Annotated in this window: 19 protein-coding genes; 1 reads left to right on the forward strand and 18 read right to left on the reverse strand. The window is 51.6% G+C overall.

The features are described from left to right. Window positions 1-102 precede the first annotated feature (102 nt). Genes hydF through H8730_RS13815 form a run of 4 tightly spaced genes read right to left on the reverse strand, consistent with a single transcriptional unit; the run spans window position 103 to window position 4,301 of the window. Window positions 103-1,314, reverse strand: a complete 1,212-nt coding sequence (hydF, locus tag H8730_RS13800) for a [FeFe] hydrogenase H-cluster maturation GTPase HydF (RefSeq protein ID WP_249289986.1) — start codon at window positions 1,312-1,314, stop codon at window positions 103-105. Window positions 1,315-1,362: 48 nt separating this feature from the next. Continuing rightward, entirely contained in the window at window positions 1,363-3,174 is a 1,812-nt protein-coding gene (locus tag H8730_RS13805; protein ID WP_249289988.1) for a MutS-related protein, read from the reverse strand. 16 nt (window positions 3,175-3,190) lie between these two features. Continuing rightward, the gene (locus H8730_RS13810; RefSeq protein ID WP_177714930.1) at window positions 3,191-3,565 is read right to left on the reverse strand and encodes a CoA-binding protein; all 375 of its coding nucleotides are present in this window, start codon (window positions 3,563-3,565) and stop codon (window positions 3,191-3,193) included. Between the two features lie 22 nt (window positions 3,566-3,587). Beyond that, window positions 3,588-4,301, reverse strand: coding sequence for a DNA alkylation repair protein (locus tag H8730_RS13815; RefSeq protein WP_177714932.1), 714 nt, complete (start codon window positions 4,299-4,301; stop codon window positions 3,588-3,590). A gap of 166 nt (window positions 4,302-4,467) precedes the next feature. Here H8730_RS13815 and H8730_RS13820 point away from each other — a divergent pair, with 166 nt between their 5' ends. Beyond that, complete coding sequence (locus H8730_RS13820) at window positions 4,468-5,544, forward strand: 6-phosphofructokinase (protein WP_177714934.1); 1,077 nt, start codon at window positions 4,468-4,470, stop codon at window positions 5,542-5,544. Window positions 5,545-5,633: 89 nt separating this feature from the next. Here the strand turns inward: H8730_RS13820 and H8730_RS13825 are convergent, their stop codons facing one another. The 14 genes from H8730_RS13825 to H8730_RS13890 all read right to left on the reverse strand — a co-directional run bounded on the left by H8730_RS13825 (window position 5,634) and on the right by H8730_RS13890 (window position 21,091). Continuing rightward, window positions 5,634-6,788, reverse strand: a complete 1,155-nt coding sequence (locus H8730_RS13825; RefSeq protein ID WP_177718240.1) for a GNAT family N-acetyltransferase — start codon at window positions 6,786-6,788, stop codon at window positions 5,634-5,636. A gap of 12 nt (window positions 6,789-6,800) precedes the next feature. Further along, window positions 6,801-8,060 (reverse strand): HD domain-containing protein, encoded by a 1,260-nt coding sequence (locus tag H8730_RS13830; RefSeq protein ID WP_177718242.1) that lies wholly within the window; start codon window positions 8,058-8,060, stop codon window positions 6,801-6,803. Next, a complete protein-coding gene (locus H8730_RS13835; RefSeq protein ID WP_177718244.1) occupies window positions 8,057-8,278 on the reverse strand; it encodes a hypothetical protein in 222 nt (73 codons plus the stop codon). Before H8730_RS13835 ends, H8730_RS13830 begins: the two co-directional genes overlap by 4 nt. 132 nt (window positions 8,279-8,410) lie before the next feature. Then, window positions 8,411-8,854, reverse strand: coding sequence for an ACT domain-containing protein (locus H8730_RS13840; protein WP_177718246.1), 444 nt, complete (start codon window positions 8,852-8,854; stop codon window positions 8,411-8,413). Between the two features lie 26 nt (window positions 8,855-8,880). Further along, a complete protein-coding gene (locus tag H8730_RS13845) occupies window positions 8,881-10,155 on the reverse strand; it encodes a phenylacetate--CoA ligase family protein (protein ID WP_249290001.1) in 1,275 nt (424 codons plus the stop codon). Window positions 10,156-10,212: 57 nt separating this feature from the next. Continuing rightward, window positions 10,213-10,788, reverse strand: coding sequence for an indolepyruvate oxidoreductase subunit beta (locus H8730_RS13850; RefSeq protein WP_177718250.1), 576 nt, complete (start codon window positions 10,786-10,788; stop codon window positions 10,213-10,215). Next, the gene (iorA, locus tag H8730_RS13855; protein WP_177718254.1) at window positions 10,788-12,524 is read right to left on the reverse strand and encodes an indolepyruvate ferredoxin oxidoreductase subunit alpha; all 1,737 of its coding nucleotides are present in this window, start codon (window positions 12,522-12,524) and stop codon (window positions 10,788-10,790) included. Before iorA ends, H8730_RS13850 begins: the two co-directional genes overlap by 1 nt. A 52-nt stretch (window positions 12,525-12,576) precedes the next feature. Further along, window positions 12,577-13,881: a phenylacetate--CoA ligase family protein gene (locus H8730_RS13860; RefSeq protein ID WP_177718252.1), complete on the reverse strand. Its 1,305-nt coding sequence runs from the start codon at window positions 13,879-13,881 to the stop codon at window positions 12,577-12,579. Between the two features lie 115 nt (window positions 13,882-13,996). Beyond that, window positions 13,997-15,520 carry a sodium/proline symporter gene (locus H8730_RS13865; RefSeq protein ID WP_177717269.1) on the reverse strand — a complete coding sequence of 508 codons (1,524 nt, stop codon included), beginning with the start codon at window positions 15,518-15,520 and terminating at the stop codon, window positions 13,997-13,999. Between the two features lie 153 nt (window positions 15,521-15,673). Then, complete coding sequence (locus tag H8730_RS13870; protein ID WP_177717276.1) at window positions 15,674-17,770, reverse strand: RNA degradosome polyphosphate kinase; 2,097 nt, start codon at window positions 17,768-17,770, stop codon at window positions 15,674-15,676. Continuing rightward, a complete protein-coding gene (locus tag H8730_RS13875; RefSeq protein WP_249289989.1) occupies window positions 17,770-19,326 on the reverse strand; it encodes a Ppx/GppA phosphatase family protein in 1,557 nt (518 codons plus the stop codon). The genes H8730_RS13870 and H8730_RS13875 overlap by 1 nt, the downstream gene beginning before the upstream one ends. Window positions 19,327-19,331: 5 nt before the next feature. After that, window positions 19,332-19,844: a tRNA adenosine(34) deaminase TadA gene (gene tadA / locus H8730_RS13880; RefSeq protein WP_249289991.1), complete on the reverse strand. Its 513-nt coding sequence runs from the start codon at window positions 19,842-19,844 to the stop codon at window positions 19,332-19,334. A 124-nt stretch (window positions 19,845-19,968) separates the two neighbouring features. Further along, window positions 19,969-20,502, reverse strand: coding sequence for a spore maturation protein (locus H8730_RS13885; RefSeq protein WP_177717138.1), 534 nt, complete (start codon window positions 20,500-20,502; stop codon window positions 19,969-19,971). 10 nt (window positions 20,503-20,512) lie between these two features. Further along, the gene (locus H8730_RS13890; protein WP_177717141.1) at window positions 20,513-21,091 is read right to left on the reverse strand and encodes a nucleoside recognition domain-containing protein; all 579 of its coding nucleotides are present in this window, start codon (window positions 21,089-21,091) and stop codon (window positions 20,513-20,515) included. Window positions 21,092-21,155 lie beyond the last annotated feature (64 nt).

A 21,155-nucleotide genomic window follows, 5' to 3' on the forward strand; every position in this document is an offset into this window, starting at 1 on the left:
ATAGCATTGAATCCATGGAATTGCCAGACCTAAATCACCATCAATAGGATAAAAAAGGCACTGGCAAAGGGCATGCCAATACCTTCTTGGTTTCGAAGTACCCTATGATCGAAAGATCTGCATACTTCTCTCTAAAATTCCCTTGACCTGTGCGATGAAGACCCCATAGTTCACCATGGGAACTCCTGCCTCCTCCGCCTTCGACATCCGCCACTGCATCTCTCGCGGGTTGAGCATACAAGCTCCGCAGTGGATGATGAAGGCAAACTCCTGCAAATTCTGGGGAAACCGGGTGCCGCTGGAAAATTCAAATTCAAAGTTTTTGCCAGTATACTCCTTTAGCATCTTCGGGATTTTCACCGTCCCAATATCATTGCACTGTCGATGGTGCGTACAGCCTTCCGCTATGAGGATGTGGTCCCCCTCCTTAAGGCTGCGAAGCGCCTCGACACCTTCCATGAGCCGGTTCAATTCCCCTTTATGCCGGGCGAACAGGATGGAAAACGAGGTCAGGAGCACATCATCCGGAGTATCCCTCGCCACCTGTTCAAAAGCCTGGGAATCTGTCACCACCAACCTCGGCTTTGTCTTCAGGGAAGCCAGCGTCTGCTTCAACTCCGTGTCCTGGCAGGCCATGGCAATGGCGCCCCGATCCAGAATATCCCGCAGCGTCTGCTGCTGTGGCAGTATCACACGGCCTTTAGGCGCCGCCTCATCAATGGGAATCACCAGAATCACCACATCCCCCGGCTGAATCAGATCCGAAACAATCGGGCGCTGGTGCTCTGCCTGCGGTATATTGGAAATCAGGGCCTCTTTCAGCTTCTCCAGCCCTACACCCGACTGCGCGGATACAAATTGAAACGTCACGCCCAGACGCCTTTCAAACTCCATGAGCGCTTCGGATTTTTCCTCTGACAAATCGGATTTATTAACGACGCAGACCATGGGAATTTTCTTTTCCCGAATTCTGTGGATCGCCTCTTCCTCCCATTTTCCTGGCGTCTGGTTCACATCCGCAACCAAAATTGCGCAGTCCGTCTTATTCAGCACATCGTATGTACGCTGCACCCGCAGCTCGCCCAGAGTGCCCTCGTCATCCAGCCCCGGCGTATCGATGATCACCACTGGCCCCAGCGGTAAAATCTCCATGGCTTTGTACACGGGATCCGTGGTTGTTCCCTTGACGTCAGACACGATGGAGATCTCCTGTTTCGTCAGAGCGTTGATGACGCTGGATTTTCCCACATTTCTTCGCCCGAACAGCGCAATGTGGATTCTGTCTGAACGCGGCGTTTGATTCATAGTACTCATGATGATTCCTCCATTCTGCCGCTTTGCGGCACTTATATGAGCGAAAGTTTAACTGTCTTCTGTTTCTAAAATACCCGCCATCCGCAACAGCTGTTTCGCATTGGTGGTACGGCATCGTCCTTCTTGGATCCGATAGTCAAATCGGATTGTGTCCCCCTCATAATACTCAGTGAAATGGTGATTGACCGCGCGAATCTCCGGATCATTCTCCAAATCACACAGTTCAAAATCATGGGTTGAAATAAGACAGCAAATCCACGGGCGAGACAGCTTCTTTGCCGCCTCCGTGGCGCCTATCACTCTGTCCGCTGAGTTTGTGCCTTTAAAGATTTCGTCCACCAGCGCTAGCATTGGCAACCTCTCTCTGCTATACTCCACCATGGTTTTAATTCGCAAAATCTCCGCATAGAATGTGGAGATCCCTTGGCTCACATCATCCTGAATCCGCATGGAGGTAAAAATTTTCATGCGGGAGGCCGACAGCGCTGTGGCACACACTGGCCCGCCCGCGTAAGCCAATGTCAGATTCACTCCGATGCATCGCAGGAAGGTCGTTTTCCCCGACATATTGGAACCGGTTAGGATGCAAGTTTGGGCGCGAAGAGAAAAGCTATTGGCTACGACCTTATCCTGAGTAATCAGGGGATGCGCCAAATCCACCGCTTCAAAGCCTGGCTCCTGATCCTGTGTGATGGTAGGAAAACAGGTTTGATCTTTAATCCTGCATAGGGTGCCGAGGCTCAACAGCATCTCCGCATCTCCGACAGCTTCCAGCCATCCCTCTAACCGAGCTCCGTAGCACCTTCGCCAGCGCTCCAGCGCCTCCACCATGTGATAATTCCACATCAGAAGACCGCAGGCCAAAGTATACACCACCGGATTATAGCGCAGATAAACCCCCTGGGCGATTCCAGCAAGCTTCTGAATTCCTGCGGTAGCCGATGCGCCGCCGCCGTGCAGCCGTCCCTGCAATTCCCTAAGAGACTCGCTGTCAAAGGATTCCTGCTCTAACCTCCGCAGAATGGTCTCATAGGGCGTGAGGCTATCCTGAAGTGAAAATAAAGGAGTCAAAATTCTGTTGGTCTTTCGGTACCCAACGAAGAGAAATCCCAGCTGAACCACGAAACAAAGACTTCCAGCGGCCAACGGGAGAATGTGACACAGGCCCAGAAGGAAGAGTGCAATGGTGATAGGAGGCAGGCCCCATGTGAAAATCCGCAGGGCTACCGGCCATTGTCCTTTCGGCTGTCTCCGGGCATACTGCAAGAAGCCTTCCATATCTGGATTTTTCTTCGTCTCCGCCACCCGACGGGATAAGGCCTCCAGCTCCATCGCCAGCTCATGCTTCTGGACCAGCTCTGAGACCGCCGCCTGCCGCTTTGCGATCTCCGTCGGCGAGGTCATCCCGACACGCAGCGCCTCCTCCAGCTTCTCCCTCCCCCATGGAGTGTTGGCCGTGCTGATATAGTGATACAGGCTCTTAGGGCCGAACAGATCCAGATCAACCGCCTGGGGAAAATCCGAGGACAGGAACTCTGCTCCAGAATCTGTCTGCTCCTGACGCCATTCCTCTCCCATACGGCTCTGATGCCATTGGAGGACAGCCTTCCGGCTCTTCTGCTGCGCCAACTGTTCCATGCTATCCCCATGCCATTTCATCAGGCAGATAAACAATAGAAGCCCCACTCCGGCACAGAGCACACTCAATAGAGGTTCAATCCTCCACAGCAAGATGCATGCGCCTAGGGATACTATAAAGAGAAGCAATCGGATGGCACTAATCCGGTTGTATCGCTGTTCCCATCGATGAATTTCGCACTGACATGCTGTGATATCGCGCTCAAATCGCTTTTGATCCATTATGCCTCCATTTCCCTTACGGCCATTCCCTCAGGACACAGCCCTGCACGGCCTCGATCCCATTCTGTTCTGCATACTCCAAGATCTCAGGGCTCTCTGCTCCTGGCTGAATCCAAACCTTCTGAATCCCCAGCCGTGCACAGTCCTGTATGGCTTCCATCCCCGCCTTTGGATTCACAATAAGATTCACTGCGTCAGGTTTCTCCGGAAGCTCATACAGTGACGTGTACGCCTTTCTCTCTCCTATAAAGTCATATTTCAATGAAATAGGATACACCGTGTATCCTTTCTGTATAAGATGCGCAAAAACCTTATATCCATATTTCTCTTCATCCGCCGTTGCTCCCACCACGGCCCAAACCTTTACCTTTTGAAAATCTTCTTTTCCCATGAAATTGGACTCCCTTCGCCTTTTAGCGTTTCCAGCGCAACACCATCTCTTTGTCTTCCTTTGATACGCGGTTAGACTCTCGCATCTTCTGAATGGCTCTGTTAATCGTCACATCTGGAAGCTGCGACTTCCTCATACAATCACAAGTTTTGTCTCTGTATTTTGCCCAGGCCGTAGCGAATAGCCATGCCTGCGCCATGCTGACATAATACCGGTCATCCCGAATTGCGTCTATTCTCTCCAGCACCTGATCAATATACCCATCCTGTAAATAATAATTCATCATGAGGATAATGCCAAACCGGCGGACGATTTCTGCCTCCGCCTGTAAATACAGAGGGATATTTTGAAAAAAAGCCTCCCTGTAGCGCTCCACCTGCTTTAAGGATGCACAGACGCTGTCACAATTGGCCCAGTTGGTCAACCGATGACAAAAGCTGTTGGTCCGCCTGATAAATTCATCATAGCCGCAGCGATATCGCCCCAGCACGAATCCCTCCAACAGAATCTCCTCATGACAGTTTCCCTTGGGGATATCTAAAAAGGCGGCGCCATTTCCCTTCGCAATCTCCACCGCCATCTTCCGAAGAACCGGTATCCGAACCCCCAGGGAGGTATCCTCTGTCGGAATTAACTTGCTGTTGAAGAGCCGGTAATCCTCATCCGCCTTTGACACCAGATCCTCCAGCAGCTGTCCATAGAGTTCGTCTGTCCAAGTATCACGGGTCCAGTTCATTCGTTTTCCTCCGTTCGAATATATGTTCGTTTTTAGTATAGCATTCCACCCCTTTTCTGTCAATTCTTTTTCTACTTCTTTATAGGTTTATAAAAAAAATCTAGTCAAAAATTAAAAATAGGTCTATAATAAGGGAGATGAAATCTACAATCGAGGAGGAATTGAAATGAAAAGGCGTATTGGTATTTTGACCAGCGGCGGAGACTGTCCAGGATTGAACGCAGCGATCCGCGGTGTAGCCCGTGCTTCCTACGAACTATTCGACGCTGAATTTGTCGGCATCGCAGATGGATATAAAGGCCTCATTGAGGGCGATTATCGGGAAATGACAGAGAATGATTTTAAAGGAATTTTGACGCTGGGCGGTACAATTCTTGGCACCTCACGACGCCCGTACCGCAATATGCGCAAGATTGAGGATGACAATATCAACAAAGTGGAGGCTATGAAAGCCAACTATAAAAAGATGAAGTTGGACTGTCTTGTCACCCTGGGAGGCAATGGAACCCATAAGACTGCCAATCTCCTTGCCGAGGAGGGACTGAACGTGATTGGTCTTCCCAAGACGATCGATAACGATATTTGGGGAACTGATGTCACCTTTGGATTCCACACGGCGGTGGATATCGCAACCGATGTGGTGGACCGCATCCATACCACTGCCAACAGCCACGGGCGCGTCATGGTAATTGAGTTGATGGGCAATAAGGCAGGGTGGCTGACGCTGTACGCCGGTGTTTCCGGCGGCGCCGATATCATTCTCCTTCCGGAAATTCCCTTTGACCTAGAGAAGGTCATCGCCATGGTAGAAAAACGCACGAAGGAGCGCCAGCGCAGCTTTTCCATCATCGCCATCGCGGAGGGCGCCTTCCGCCAAGACGAAAGCAGTCTAAAACGCAAGGAGCGTCTGGCTCGCCTGAAAGAGCACAATTACCCCTCGACGGCCTATCAGCTAGCGGATCAGATTCAAGGGCAAACCGGTCTTGAGACTCGGGTGGTTGTCCCGGGCCACTACCAGAGAGGCGGGAGTCCCTCTCCCTATGATCGCCTTCTGGCAACACAATTTGGCGTGTACGCGGCGAACCTGATCAAGGATGAAAATTACGGCCAGACGGTGGCAATGACCGGCGGCAAGGTTGGACATAACCCGCTGCCAGACATCGCCGGCAAGACGAAGCTTGTGCCCCCCCATCACCAGATCGTACAGGCCGCCCGGGACATGGGCGTTTCCTTTGGGGAATAAGGAGCCGGCTATAGAAGAATGAAAAGCCTGCTGTCTCGCGAGTGCGGCAATCGCGAGACAGCAGGCTTTTCCATGTCGGGATTCATAGTTTAGAAGCCATCCGGCCCTGAAATATACAAAGGCAGCGGGAACCATCCGGCCGGAAGACGGCTCATATCCTCGCCGTAAGCGCCGTAACCGAAAATTGGCGAGCACAGCAGCCCCATGGCGGATCTCCGCGATAACATCAAATCCGGCATTTCCTCCGTCTTGCTGATCTGAACCCTCTGACCCTGAACCAGGATCTCTATGGGCGCCTCGCCCTCGATCTCCAGCCGAAACCGCCCGTCCTTCAGACCTTCGCTCTGCGCCTTGATCTCGAGAAACATTTGAATGACACGCCGGTAGTCAAAGATCTGAAAACTCTCGTTGGTCTTAAGCTCGTATCGCTCGCAAAACTCGGCCAACACGCTAATTTTCTTCCGCTCGTAGGCGGCCAACGATATCAGGATCGCATCCCGATTCATCTGTTGAAGATAGGCCTTGCACACCTGCGGCAGTTTGGATACGTCTGCCAGTTCAATTTCAGAAAATTGACCTGCATCCCTGGATACAATGGCATAGCCAATACATTCCTGGTGATGATTGATGATGGCGTACAATGTCGATTGCCAGGATTGGCAGATTCGGTAAAAATCCTTCCGCCTGCGCCCTGTGATGGCCCTTCTCTGATATAAGGAATACACCTGATCCAACAAGCTAACATCCGTCTCCTCCACCTGCACAAACTGAATACCTGTCTTGGATGTAAATCCCACATGGTGATGGATATTGGCGGATGTTACGGTGAAATTAAGCTGGACTCCACACGGTTCATATCCGAAATACTCATAGCGCTGCCGTTGCCCGCCTAGGGCACTGAAGGCATATCCCTCCGCCCGCATGTCCGCCACTGCCATCTCCATGAGCTTCTTCATATACCCCCGTTTCCTGGCATAAGGGTGAACGCTGACCGTGCCCAACAGCCCTGCCTTTAACACCTGTGTTCCGCTCTTAAACTCTGTCGGAAGCACACAGACCATCGCTTTAATCTTTCCATTGTCCTTAGCAAGATAATGGTACCCGGCCCCGCCGGCTCCCTTCCCGTAAACTTTAGGTAGGAGCGTCTGAAAATCATGAGGCTGGTGAGCCGCGCTAAACACATAGTTAGCAAAATCTAAGATATCCTCCTCATCCCTGCTCTCTCCCCTGCAAAATTCAACCATCGCACTTCCCCCTCATTTAATATTTATCGCAATCGTCTCCAAATCAAACTGAATCAGTTTGATAAAGCGATCCACCAGGCCTTGCTTGCGGCTCCAATAGCCTCTCGCCGCTTCTGTCTTCAGAGGGTTGTCCTCCCTCATCCGGCCGCTATATTTCAGAATGTGCTCATACGCATCGCCGTACGTGACGTTGGGGTTTGCCCCCTCCGCCATGCAGTCCCACAGGATGGCCAAAGCCCCTGTCTCGTCCAGATGATCCGCCTCCAGAAGAAGCTGGAACTCTAAAGGATTATCTGTGCGGGTTAAGTATCGTTTATCCGAATGCCTGTCGATCATCCACGTGACTTTTTGAATAAATGTCTCCTCATACCCAGCTCTTCTCAGATACTCGGCACAGATTCGACTGCTGTCATAGGCGTGGGCGATGCCATCGCTTGTGACAGAATACCCCACATCATGAAAGATAACCGCCATTCGGAGAGCCTCTGACTCTTGTAGACAGGACATGAGGCGAAGGGCCCACCAATACGCCCGGCACATGTGAGCGGACCGCTGACGAAAAGGAAAAATGATCCCCATGCGGTTGGGAACAAGATCCCTGCCGCGCATGACATCCTCCATAAAAGCAAGAGCCTCTCGGTCCCGGTCAAAGGGCACTTCCATCTCGCTCCCCAGATCCAGGATCAGATGTTCAAGGAACAGCTCCGTAAAGCATTGCCGCTCCCGCCAAAATGCCCTTGCCTCCTCCGTCACCATTGGATTACAGGCCAGCTGGGACGCCCCATTGCTCCGGATGCGACTAAAGGTCTTCTCAAATGATTGACAGGCCTGCTGCCCTTCACAAAAGCAGTCCTTCATGATCGACATAGGGCCACACCCGTCCAACAGGTCCGCTTCCATGAGCAAAATCAGTTCCAAAGGAACCTCTTCACAGGGGATATCCCGCCGTTGTAGCCATTCCTTCCGCGAGTGATTTCGAATTATATATTCTAAATTGAGCAAAAATTTATCGGATTTGTTCTCAAATGAGAAGGATTTCCCATACCTCCGAACCAGTTCTGCGCTATGGAGGCTGTGCCCTTCTCTTTTAACTGAGTATCCAATATCATGTAGGATCGCCGCCGTTACCACAAGTTCCGTGTCCACGACGTCCTGGGATGCACATAGCCGTTGCGCCCACCGTGCGACTCGCAGGCTATGTCTCTGCCGCTCCTGCAAGGGCGGTGCACCGAGAAATCCCTTCATCTCTTGCACTAGGGCTTCATATCTCATGGCGCGCTCCATTTCTGAACTGCGGACAGCGCCTCCGCCATCTCCACAGGGATCTGCGAGTCTTCCCAAGACTCTGATTGCTCCAATCGCTCCCGCTGCTGTTCCCGTTCTCGGTCGAGGAATTGCCCCATGACAAACAGCAGCACCAAAATTGGAATGACCAGCAGCACTTCAATTATCAGATACCCGATCCATTTACGGCCCCTTTTCTCTTCCATCTGCGCCTCCTGCCATCGCCGCCTTGATACCCTTCGACTGTAAGCTATTGTTAGTATAGCAAAGCGCACTTTGTCCGTCAAGTGGCATTTCAAAAGAAAATGCCCCTCATCGCTATGAGGAGCATCTTAGACCTAGACTTTCTTCAACCGTTGCTGTACCTCGATGGCACTCAGCACATCCACATTGCTTTCTTTCAGCGTGTTGGCGGCTTTCACGTTATCATCTGTCTTGAGAATCACCATGGCATGATTGGAAAGCTTTGTTCCAAAGGCATACATATATTCGACGCTGATCCCCACCGAACTCATGGCCTTGATGGCAAATAAAAGACCTCCGGGGGAATCATGTACATCCACGGCGAGGACTTCTGTACACTTCACGATAAACCCTTTTTCCTTCAGAACCTTTTCTCCCCTGGCGGGATCCGACAAAATAAGGCGCAGGATTCCAAAGTCCGTCGTATCCGCGACGGATAATCCGTTTAGATCCAATCCCTCCGCCGCCAGTACCTCCAGAACATCCACCAGACGCCCTGGCCTGTTCTCGACAAAAACAGATAGCTGCTGAATAAACATTGATACCACTCCTCTCCTTTGGCCGATTACGTAAGATGTCGTTTATCGATTACCCGGCTTGCTTTGCCCTCTGTTCTCTTCAAGGATTTCTGCTCGACCAGGTGAATCTTCGCGGAAATGCCGATGGTACTTTCGATCTTCTGCCGAATTTTCTTCTCGATGTCCTCCACACGGCGAACCTCATCGGAGAACATGGACTCCGACATCTCCACATCGATATCCAATGTATCCAGATTATTGACGCGGTCCACTGTCAACATATAGTAGGGGTTCACTTCTCCAATCTCCAACAGCGCGCTCTCAATCTGTGACGGGAATACATTAACCCCTCGGATAATCAACATATCGTCGCTTCGTCCGTCGGGCTTTTCCATGCGGACTGTGGTCCGGCCGCACTGGCATCGATCATACAGCAAGCGGGTGATATCCCGTGTGCGATACCGAATCAGCGGCAACCCGCGCTTGGACAAGGTTGTGAACACCAATTCCCCTTTTTCTCCGGGAGGCAGAACCTCCCCTGTCTCTGGGTCAATGATCTCCGGATAGAAATGATCCTCCTGGACATGGAGTCCCATCTGGGCATCACATTCACAGGAAACCCCAGGCCCGCTGATTTCGCTGAGTCCATAGATATCATGGGCTTTGATGTGGAGACGGCGCTCGATCTCTCTCCGCATATTCAGAGTCCAGGGCTCCCCTCCGAACACTCCATCGGTGAGTTTAAACTGCTCCATGGAGAGACCGGCCTCCTCAATGGCCTCCGCAAGGTAGAGCGCGTAGGAGGGCGTGCAGGCCAGATGGGTCGTTCCTAAATCCTTCATCAGGCGAATCTGCCTTGCTGTGTTGCCCGTGGACGTGGGGATGACCGTGGCGCCTAAATATTCGCCGCCATAGTGTAGCCCCAACCCGCCGGTGAAAAGGCCATACCCATAGGATACCTGTAAAACCGAATCTTTCGTCGCCCCAGCTCCCACAAGGCATCTCGCCACCGATTCCGACCAGCTCTCGATGTCTCCCTTCGTGTAGCCGACAACCGTTGGATTTCCAGTTGTCCCAGATGAGGCGTGAATCCTTTCCATCTCCGTGTTGGGCACGGCGAACATGCCAGTGGGATACGTGTCCCGCAAGTCCGCCTTCGTGGTAAAGGGCAGCTTGGCGATATCGCCGATGGTCTGAATATCGTCCGGCTTAACCCCGATAGCGTCCATCTTCTTGCGATAGTGCTCGACCCGCGCGTAAGTCCATTCCACTAGCTCATGGAGTTTCTGCCCCTGCAGCTTGCGCATCTGTTCCCGGTCCATTGTCTCAATTTCCGGTTGAAAATAGCGATATTCCACAATCCTTTCCTCCATCTATGTTTAATTTTCTTGGTATCCCAGCGCAAAAGCTTTTTTGTTGACCTGGATGAATTTTGGCGCAACAATCTCCCGGAGCGCTGTCACCCACGCTTCCTTTGAAATCTCCATCTCCCTGGCCAGCCGTCCCAGCAGAACCACATTGGCAGTCTTCGTATTCCCCGCTTCCTTCGCAAGGGACAGGGCATCCATCAAGATGACTCCCTCGCACGCCTCCTGCAACTTTTCTGGAAGTCCCGCGGGATATTTCTGACTGCCTGTGATAACCGGCATGGGGGAAAGCTTCTGGGTATTTACGACCATCCGGCCATCCGCTTTGAGGTAGGGTAGCCAGCGGTACGCTTCCAGCTGTTCAAAGGCCAGCAGCAAGTCGACTTGGCCCGGATCGATGATGGGCGAGTATACCTTCTCCCCATAGCGGACGTAGGTGACGACACTTCCGCCCCGCTGGGACATGCCATGGACTTCCGAAATCTTCACATCGTAGCCCTCTGTGAGCAGAACGCGCCCTAGGACACGGCTAGCCAGCAGTGTTCCCTGGCCACCCACGCCTACGATCATAATATTTTTCGTCTCCATCACGCGTCCTCCTTTCCAATGGCGTTAAACGGACAAAGCTTCTGGCACAGCCCACACCCTGTACACTGGGTAAAATCGATCACCGCTTTTTTATCGTCTCCCATGGAGATCGCTGGACATGCGATGGCCATACAGCGCTTACAGGATTTACATTGATCCGGGTTGACCTTGAGCGGTCCGGGATGTTTTACATATTTGAGAAGCGCACAGGGACTCTGTACAATCACAACCGAAGGCTCCGGCGCTGCGACCTCCTCTTTCAGCACCCTCTCAAGCTCCTCCAGATGGAAGGGATTCACCACTCGAACGCGCTCCACTCCGATGGCATCGCAGAGTTTGAGCAGATCCACCTGTTTTGTCGGTTCACCTGTGATGGTTTTTCCCGACAGGGGATTGTCCTGGTGGCCCGTCATGCCCGTAATGGAATTGTCGAGAATCAGCACGGTGGATGTGCCTTTATTGTACACGATGTCGATGAGACCTGTGATGCCCGAATGGATGAAGGTGGAGTCCCCGATGACCGCCACCGTCTTTCGCGCGAACTCGTCCCCACCGGCCTTCTCCATTCCAAAGGCCATCCCGACACCGGCGCCCATGCAGACGACGCTATCGACGGCACTCAAAGGCGCCGCCGCGCCCAGGGTATAGCAGCCGATATCACCTGTCACCGTCAATCCCAGCTTTTTCAGAGTATAGAAGGTTCCTCTGTGGGGACATCCGGCGCACATAACAGGCGGACGCATGGGCACCTCAACAGAAGGATCGGGCACGCAGGCCTTCGGTCCGTCTTCGCCCAGAATGACTTTGCGGATGGCGCTGGACGTGTATTCCCCCAACAGACTGAACAGCTCTTTTCCCTGCACTCGCAGACCCATGGCACGGCATTGCTCCTCAATGACAGGATCTAACTCTTCGATGACATAAAGAATCTCCACAGACTCTGCAAAATCCCGGATCTTTCGCTCCGGAAGGGGATAAATCATTCCCAGCTTCAGATAGCTAGCTCTGTCCCCCAAAGCCTCCTTGGCATATTGATACGCGATGCCGGCCGCAATGACTCCGATTTTTTTATCTCCGTATTCAATGGCATTCAGGTCTGTTTCATCGGAGAAGGCCGCGAGGGCTTCCATGCGCTTCTCCACAACCACATGCCGTCCTTTTGCCATGGCTGGCATCATAACGTTTTTGGGAATTTCCTTCTTGTAGGGCCGAAGATCCCGTTCTTCCCGTTCCTCGACAGAGACGAGGCTCTGTGAGTGGGACACCCGCGTGGAGAGACGCAGCAGAAAGGGGGTATCAAACTGCTCACTGAATGCGAACGCCTTTTTCACAAAATCCTTACACTCCTGGCTGTCGGAGGGTTCCAGCATGGGAAGTTTTGCCGACCTGGCATAGTGCCTGGAATCCTGCTCGTTCTGCGAGCTGTGCATCCCCTGATCGTCCGCCACACAGATCACCAGTCCCGCGTTGACGCCTGTATACGCCGCTGTAAACATAGGATCCGCCGCAACGTTCATTCCCACGTGTTTCATCGCGGTCATCGCTCTGCCGCCAGCCAGCTCCGCGCCCAGCGCAACCTCCATGGCAACCTTTTCGTTTGGCGCCCACTCCGCTTTGATTTCGGAATATTTGGCGGAAAATTCGGTTATCTCCGTACTAGGAGTGCCGGGATAGGAGGATACGACCTTGCATCCCGCCTCGTATGCTCCTCTCGCCACAGCCTCATTGCCTAACATCAACTGTTTTTTCAAAGTATTACCTCCACGCTGCCGCCATCGCGGCATGAATTCAATTGCCTCCGTTTCGCAGGTCGATCACATGCTTTGCCTTTCCAGTCGTCCTCTCGATCGATTTGGGCTCTACAAGCCGCACCTTCGCGTCTAGACCTAGGATCGTGCGCAGCTTATGGCGAATCTCCGCCTCCAACGCTTGCAGCTTCTGGAACTGATCAAGCATCGCCGCATCCGCCAGTTCAACCTGAACCTCCATCAAATCCATATACCCCTTGCGGGTTACGATCAGCTGATAATAGGGACTCACCTGGTTGATATTGAGCAGGACACTTTCAATTTGAGATGGAAAAACGTTGACTCCCCGGATGATCAACATATCGTCGCTTCGCCCCCGGATCTTCTCCATCCGCCTTGTTTTTCGCCCACATTCGCATTCTTCAGTAATGATTCGACTGATATCCTTGGTCCGATACCGCAACATCGGCAGTGCCTCCTTGGATAGCGTTGTAATCACCACCTCACCCCATTGGCCATCCGGCACCGGCTCCAACGTGGCTGGATCGACGATCTCGATGAGAAAGTGATCCTCATTGATGTGCATTCCCTTTTTACAGTAGCACTCGCCCGAGACACCAGGTCCCATGACCTCGCTCAGACCATAGTTCTCCGTGGCGAGAATGCCCCACCGCTCTTCCAATTCCCGGCGCATTTCTTCCGTTGAGCCTTCAGCCCCGAACATACCCAATCGAAGGGAGATCTCATCCTTTGTGACCCCCATCTCTTCCATAACCTCTGCCATATGTAGTGCGTAGGACGGCGTGCTGATAAGAATCGTCGAGCCAAAATCCTTCATCAGCATAATCTGTTTTTCCGTGTTCCCGCTGGACATGGGGACTACGGCCGCTCCCACCTTCTCCATTCCATAGTGGAGGCCAAAGGCTCCTGTAAACAGGCCATAGCCAAAGGAGATCTGCACGATGTCCTGGCTACTTCCGCCAGCGGCGACAATCAGCCTTGCCATACACTCGGACCAATTCTCTAAGTCCTGCTTTGTGTATCCGACAACAGTTGGCTTTCCCGTCGTGCCTGAGGACGCATGGATTCTCGCCAGTTTTTCCTTTGGAACCGCGAACAGACCAAAGGGATAATGATCCCGGAGATCCGTCTTGACCGTAAACGGAAATTGCGCCCACTCCTCAAGGCTGCTGATCTGGGCCGGGTTCATCCCCACTTCATCGAATCGCTCCTTATAAAATGGAACGTTAGCGTAGGCCCACGCCGCCTCTTTTCTTAATTTTTTAATCTGAATCTCCCGCATTTCATCGTGTCCCATGCGTTCGATTGACTCATTGAAGAACATCCTGTTCCATCCCCCTTACTGCCGTAATCGCTCTCAGACCTGTCTTCGACAGGTCTGAGAGCGTGTAATCCTGATTGTCTGACATCCGATACCGCCGATATGTCCGGTCACTGCCCTATAGCTGTCCTTCTTTTTCCGTCATTTCTTCCCCCGGGCCGGCGAAAACGGACTCCAAAAACGCAGCGTCGTACTTTTGTCCAAAACAGCTGGCCACCGGCGTTACCACCAGGGAGATCGCCATGGAAATTACGCCAAAGAGGGGCGACAGCGCTTCATTGAAACCGGAAACCGTCATACAGAGCACAGAGCAAATAAAACCGGCCAACATCCCGACCCAGGCTCCAGTCTTCGTAATCCTTTTGCTGTAGAGTCCCCACAGAAACGGGCCAATAAAAGCTCCGGACACGGTTCCCCATGAGAATGACATCAGCGTAATGATTATCGCTGGCTTCTGCATGGCAATGATCAGGGACACACCGACGAACAGCAAACATAAGATCCGAGTCAAACGCAGGGAACTCTTGTCTTGCATATTCTTACAGAAAAATCCCTTCACAAGATCGATGGAGATGGCAGAACTGGACGTGAGGACGATGGATGCCAGCGTGGACATAGAGGCGGACAACACCAGTACAAGAATCACATTGAAGATGACCTGCGTCGCGGCACCGCCGCTTAAAGCCTGGACTAGGACTGACGGCATAATGGCGTCATAGCCGCCTTCCGGCAATGTATTGTTAAGATATAAGCGCCCAAAACTTCCGACAAAATACGCGCTTGCGGAGATCAGCAGCGCAAAAATCGTGGAAATGATCATAGCCTTTGAGATGGAGCGCTCATCCTTAACTGCATAGTACTTATGGACCATCTGGGGCAACCCCCAGGTTCCGAAACTGGTGAGCATAATCATAGTCAAAAGCGTCTTCCAATTCTTACCGCCAAAAATCGAAGCTAAATTGGCGTCTATCGCCTCCAGCTTTTGAATTCCTTCTGACAGTCCACCGACAACAGGATTCACAATAATGGCCACAACCATGAGAATCACTCCGACGATCATGATGATCCCTTGGACAAAATCATTGACCGCTGTGGCCACATATCCTCCCATGACCAGATATGCCGCCGTGACCACTGCGATGAAGATCATGCAGTAGTTGTACGACACGCCAGGAAATGCTGCGTCAAACAGATAGCCGAGTCCCATGTAGACCGACGCGGAGTAGGGAACTAAAAAGATGAAGATGACACAGGCCGTAAAGATTTTCATCCCCTTGCTCTGATAGCGGCTTTCAAAGAATTCCGGCATCGTCTTGGCGTCCAGGCGATGGGTCATGCGCCTTGTCCGCTTGGCGAGTATTTTCCACGCCAGAAAACTTCCTAAGATTGCATTTCCAATCCCAATCCATGCCCCGGATATGCCGATATTCCACCCATTCTTTCCAGCGTAGCCGATAAATAGGACTGCGGAAAAATACGAGGTTCCATATGCGAAGGCGGACATCCATGCTCCCATTTTCCTACCGCCCAGAAGAAATCCTCCCACCGTTTTCGTCCGCTTCATGCTGAGCAACCCAATCCCAACCATGATAGCCACGAAGGCAACTAAAAAGATAAGTGTGACAATCTGTTTCCCTTCCATGCTTCCATACCTCCGTATATTCAGTTGTCTATATTGGCAATGCTGGGCGGGAAATCCCAGCAGCCAACGTTATCCTATTATAATACATTTGACGTCAAAAAGGAAGAGGCAATTGCTAAATTTGTCAAAAGAGCACAGGATCATGGCGGTCCGCTACTTCATGGGCTGAAAGACAGGCGGTTTATTCTCCACATGATACTTTCTTTCCTCTTCCACCGCCAACGCGTAAAAATACTCCTGGGCATTCAGAGCAGGCTTCCCGCGTCTGTCAACCTTCTCATAGCCGCCTTCCTGATTCATGATCCGCGCCTTCTGCGTGTCCGTCAGCAGCACCTCCAGTATCTTCTTTAGACGCGCCATGTGTACAGCGCCCTCCACGGGAAAGAGAAGTTCTACTCTGCGGTCTAGATTTCTCGGCATCCAGTCCGCGCTGGAGAGATAGATCTCCTCATGTCCGCCATTGGAAAAGTAATAGATACGGCTGTGCTCCAAAAGCCATCCCACGATGCTCCGGACTCGGATATTGTCTGATACACCAGGAATTCCGGGCTTGAGGCAGCAGATTCCTCGAACGATGAGTTCAATTCGGACACCTGCACAGGAGGCGTCGTACAAAGCCGCGATAATCTCAGCATCCAGGAGGGAATTCATCTTTGCCACAATGAAGGCGTCCTGACCCTTTAGCGCATGTTCCTTTTCCCGATGGATCAGCGCTAGAAACCGCTTTCGAAGCCCCAATGGAGCTGTGGCGACCTTAAAGAATTCCGGGGGATCGCCATAGCCGGACAAACTGTTGAATAAAGCCGACGCATCGGCGCCATAGGCCTCTTTACAGGTAAAAAATCCCATATCCGTGTACAGCCTCGCTGTCACATCGTTGTAGTTTCCCGTGCCCATATGGACGTATCGCTTAATCCCATCCTCCTCACTTCGGACCACCAACGTGATCTTACAGTGGGTTTTCAATCCAACTAAGCCGTAGATGACGTGGCAGCCCGCCTGCTCTAAACGCTTCGCCCAATGAATGTTATTTTCCTCATCGAATCTGGCTTTGACTTCCACCAGAACCGTTACCTGTTTTCCGTTTTCCGCCGCTTTGGCCAACGCCCGGATTATGGGAGACTGGCCGCTTACCCTGTACAGTGTCTGTTTGATCGCCAGCACATTTTCATCGCAAGCCGCCTGCTCCACGAATTGGACCACAGGCGCAAAGGATTCATAGGGATGATGTAGCAGAATATCTTTCTTCGCAATGGCGGCAAAAATATCGTCCTCCCCCAAAAGATCCCGGGGCGTACAGGGACGCAGGGGAGCATATTGCAGGTGGGAGAATTTCTCTAGCTTCGCCAGCTTGGATATAAATCCCAGATCCAGCGGGCCCGGTATGCTGTAGACATCCCGCTCTGCAATTTCCAGCGCATCTTGCAGATAGGATACAATCTCGGCCGGTGCGTCAGAGGCGATCTCCAGCCTTACAGCCTGTCCCCAGCGGCGGCGCTTCAAAGACTTTTCGATCTCTTCCAATAAGTCCTGTGCTTCCTCCTCCTGGATGGTCAGGTCTGCGTTGCGGGTTATACGGTAGCAGGCGCTGGCTGTGACGGTTTGCTTTGGAAAAAGGGTATCTAAAAAGATGGTGATAACGTCTTCCAGCAAGACAAAGGCATCCCTCGTTGGGAGCGAAATCAGGCGCGGCAGAACAGAGGGGACTTGCACAGTGGCGAAGATCTGCTCTTCTTTCGTCCGCTCCAAAAAAACTGCAATATTTAAGCTGCGATTTAAGATCAGCGGAAATGGCCGCCCCGGGTCTACCGCCATAGGAGTCAGGACCGGATAGATATTGGTTTTATAATAGCCTTCTAAATATTGCAGATCCTCCTTTTTCAGTTGCCTTTTCGGAAGAATCAAAATGCCTTCCTTCTTCAGCTGGGGCAGTATGGACCGGCTATAGGTATTGTACTGTTCCTCCGCCATCAAATGCGCCCGCTGGGAAATTCGCTTGAGCTGTTGCTTAGGTGATAGACCCGCGGCATCCTCTTTCGTATACCCGGCCTCCACCTGATCTTTTAAGGAGCCCACCCGCACCATAAAAAATTCATCTAGATTGGAGGTGACAATGGCAAGAAATTTGGCCCTCTCCAAGAGTGGATTTTTGGTATCCTTCGCTTCTTCCAGAACTCTCTGATTAAATTCCAGCCAGCTCAGCTCCCGGCTGATGAAATACTCCGGTTTATAAAAGACGTTTCCCTCCATCACATGTTCCCTCTCTTCATCTTCAATTCCGGCTGTAACCCGAAAACCGCCCGAAAAAACTCACTGTGCTTCTGAAACATCCAGTGCTCCAATAAAAAATCCTCCCCCGCCCGGACTCGCAAGATAAAATTTCCTTCCTCCGAGCGAACGGACACTAGATCCAACTTCTGCTTATGGCTGGCATCCAGAGAATTGGCCAGCTGAATGATGGCAATCAGTTTGGCAGCCGCCACTCGATTCTTCTTCCCCAATCCCAGGTAATCCGGGTCGTCCATGGTGGGCTCTCCATTTTCATGATACCGGGCGATGATCATGATCATCGCCTGCTCCTCCTCCGTCAGCCCAATGAGTTCAGAGGATTGAATGATATAGGAAGAACACACGGCATGATTTGTCAAGTTTATATATTTTCCCGTATCATGGAGAAGAATCGCCGTCTTCAGAAGAAGACGGTGGCGGGCACCCAATCTCTGAGAACGAGCCAGATGATCAAAAATCATCATCGCCTTTCCATCCACATCCGCCACATGATCTCTGTCGTAATGGTATTGTTCCGCTAACACGCGGGCATAGGACAAGATCTCATGATCTAGGTTCTCCTCCTGTTTCGTCCCGTACTGGACATTTAACTCCCACAGAATCCCATCCAGCAAGCCGGCATAGGGACAATACAGCTTTTGAGACTCGGTCATCTTCCAGAAGGTTTTCAGCAGCATCATCGTCGGAATCAGCATTTCTGCCCGCTCATATTCCAACCCATATTCATCCGCTATGGCCCTTGAAGATTTGTACAGCATTGTCTCATATAAGGCATCAAATTGATCCCGGTCGATGGAAGCGATGTCCAAATCCGCTTCCTTTCCCGGGCAGAGCCGCCGCACCATCTCCATCTCTCCTCCGGTGGCGATGAGATAGTGGTAATTTTCTTTTACATTCTGTCGTTTCAGCTGATCGATGTGACTAATGATATATTCCTCCAGGACTTTGGGAAATTGAAGGGAATTCTCTTCGACAGAAGAAAGTAATTGCCGGATCCGAAGGGAGCCAAGCCTAATATTTTGGTTGTAGACGAGACCGCTGTCATCGTAAGCCGCGATCTGTATACTTCCCGATCCAATGTCCATGGTCAAGAGACCCGCTGCCTTCAATTTTGCATACTCTGGAATCACATGGCGTACCGCCAGCTGCGTGAGATACCGCTCTTCGGAGTTATGGAGCACCTCCAGGCCGATTCCCGTGCGGACCTGGATCTGATCCAACACATAATCGCGGTTTTTCGCCTCCCGCACCGCGCTGGTGGCAACGGCTCGAAAGACTCGAACATGATAGTCCCGCAGCAGTTGCCGGAATCCTGAGAGCACGTTGCAGATCTCATCCACCATGGCAGGGCTCAGTTTTCCAAGTGAAAAGGTGTCCCGGCCTATGGCGAGGGATTTGACCACATCCTCAAGGACCTGAAATCGGCCGCCCTCCGTCATCTGGACGATTTTTAATTCCATAAACCCGCTTCCTACGTCGATAACCCCGGTAACAGGGACTTTTCTTGGCTTATTCATTTTGCTCACTCTTCCCTATGTTGTTCCGTCTGTTCTTTTGAATGCCGCTGACGAAGTGCAGCAAAAAAGCTCTTCATCATCTGCATACTTTCCATCTCCCGAACCCCATACTCCACTTCCACTTGATGATTGAAGCTCGGTTCCTGTAAGAGATTGAGAATCGATCCGGCGCATCCCGCCTTCGGATTCATGGCGCCGATCACCGCGCGTGGAATTCTCGCCTGTACAATGGCGCCGGCGCACATGGGACACGGCTCCAGCGTCACATAGATCGTACACTGTTCCAGCCGCCAGTCCCCCAGATAGCTCGCCGCCTCACGGATCGCGTCGATTTCTGCATGCCGCAATGGGTTGCCTGCTGTATTGCGCAGATTATAGCCTCTTCCGATAACCGTATCTCCATGCACGATCACTGCACCGATGGGTGTCTCCTGTTGTTCATACGCAAGCTTTGCCAGAGCAAGCGCTTCATCCATATATCGCTCATCGCGGAGCTTTTGTTCCTGATCATCGCCCATACATTTGCTCCCTCGTATCTTTTTTATTTTTCTTATTCTAGCAAATAAAAGCGTGTAAATCAATAGCGTTTCGAATTAATTTACAGGAATGCCATTCTTATTTAACATATGGCTTGCCCGCTGTCTATGCGCCGAACAGTATGTAAGTCAAGACCACCGAAGCGGCAATACCTGCTAGATTGGAAACGATAGCTCCAGATAGTGTATACCGGGTATCCTTTACCTTGATCACCATAAAATAAACCGACATCGTATACAGGATCGTCTCCGTTGAGCCTATCATAATCGATGTCATGCGTCCTTCCAGGGAATCCGGGCCAAACACCTTAAATAAATCCAGAATCAGCCCTGTCGCCGCCGACGAGGAGACGAATTTTGTCAGGGCTATGGGGATCAGCGACGGCGGGAAATGCACCCATTCACTGAAAGGGCTCAAAACCATGGTAATAAGCTCGAGAGCCCCGGATGCCCGCAAAATTCCCACCGCCACCACCAATCCCAAAAAGGTCGGCAATATTTTCACGACGACTTGAAACCCATCCATAACCCCTTCCAAAAAGCTTTCAAATACATTGACACGCTTTGCCAATCCATAGGTAATAATTCCAACGAAGATGAGAGGAATCATTAAGTCCGATATCATATTAATCACTCGCATCGTATCCCTCCTACCGGACAACCCGTTCCATAATTTTTGCAAATGCGACGCCCACCAGAGTGGAAATCAGCGTGGCCAGGATCGCCGGACCCACGATTTCCGATGGATTGGCAGAGCCGTACTGCGCCCGATAAGCCAACATATTGATCGGAATCAGCTGCAGGGACGACATATTCACAATCATAAATGTACACATAGCTTTGCTGGCTCTTTGCTTATCAGGATTCAGCGTCTGGAGACTTTTCATCGCTTCCAGCCCGGGAGGCGTAGCCGCCCAGCCCAGTCCAAGAAGATTGGCGATAAAATTCGTTGCGATATGCTTCTGTGCGGGATGGTCATCCGGCACATCCGGAAACAGCCAGCGGAGCAACGGCTTCATTTTCTTTGCCAATCCATCCATCATACCGGCATCCTCACCGATTCGCATCAGCCCCGTCCACAGAGAGATGACACCTAAAAGTGTCAACCCTAGGGTGATTGCCTCCTTTGAGGAAGTAATCGCAGCCGTCCCAACTTCGCCTATATTGCCTGTAAACGCGGCAACAATAACACTAAGCAAAATCATCCCCGACCATATCTTGTTCAACATTAAGGCACCTCTTCAACACGTTCTTTTCCCATTATATGAAAGAGTCGAGAGGATTATTTGCTTT

The sequence above is a fragment of the Bianquea renquensis genome, assembly GCF_014384895.1.
GTDB classification, from domain to species: domain Bacteria; phylum Bacillota; class Clostridia; order Lachnospirales; family Bianqueaceae; genus Bianquea; species Bianquea renquensis.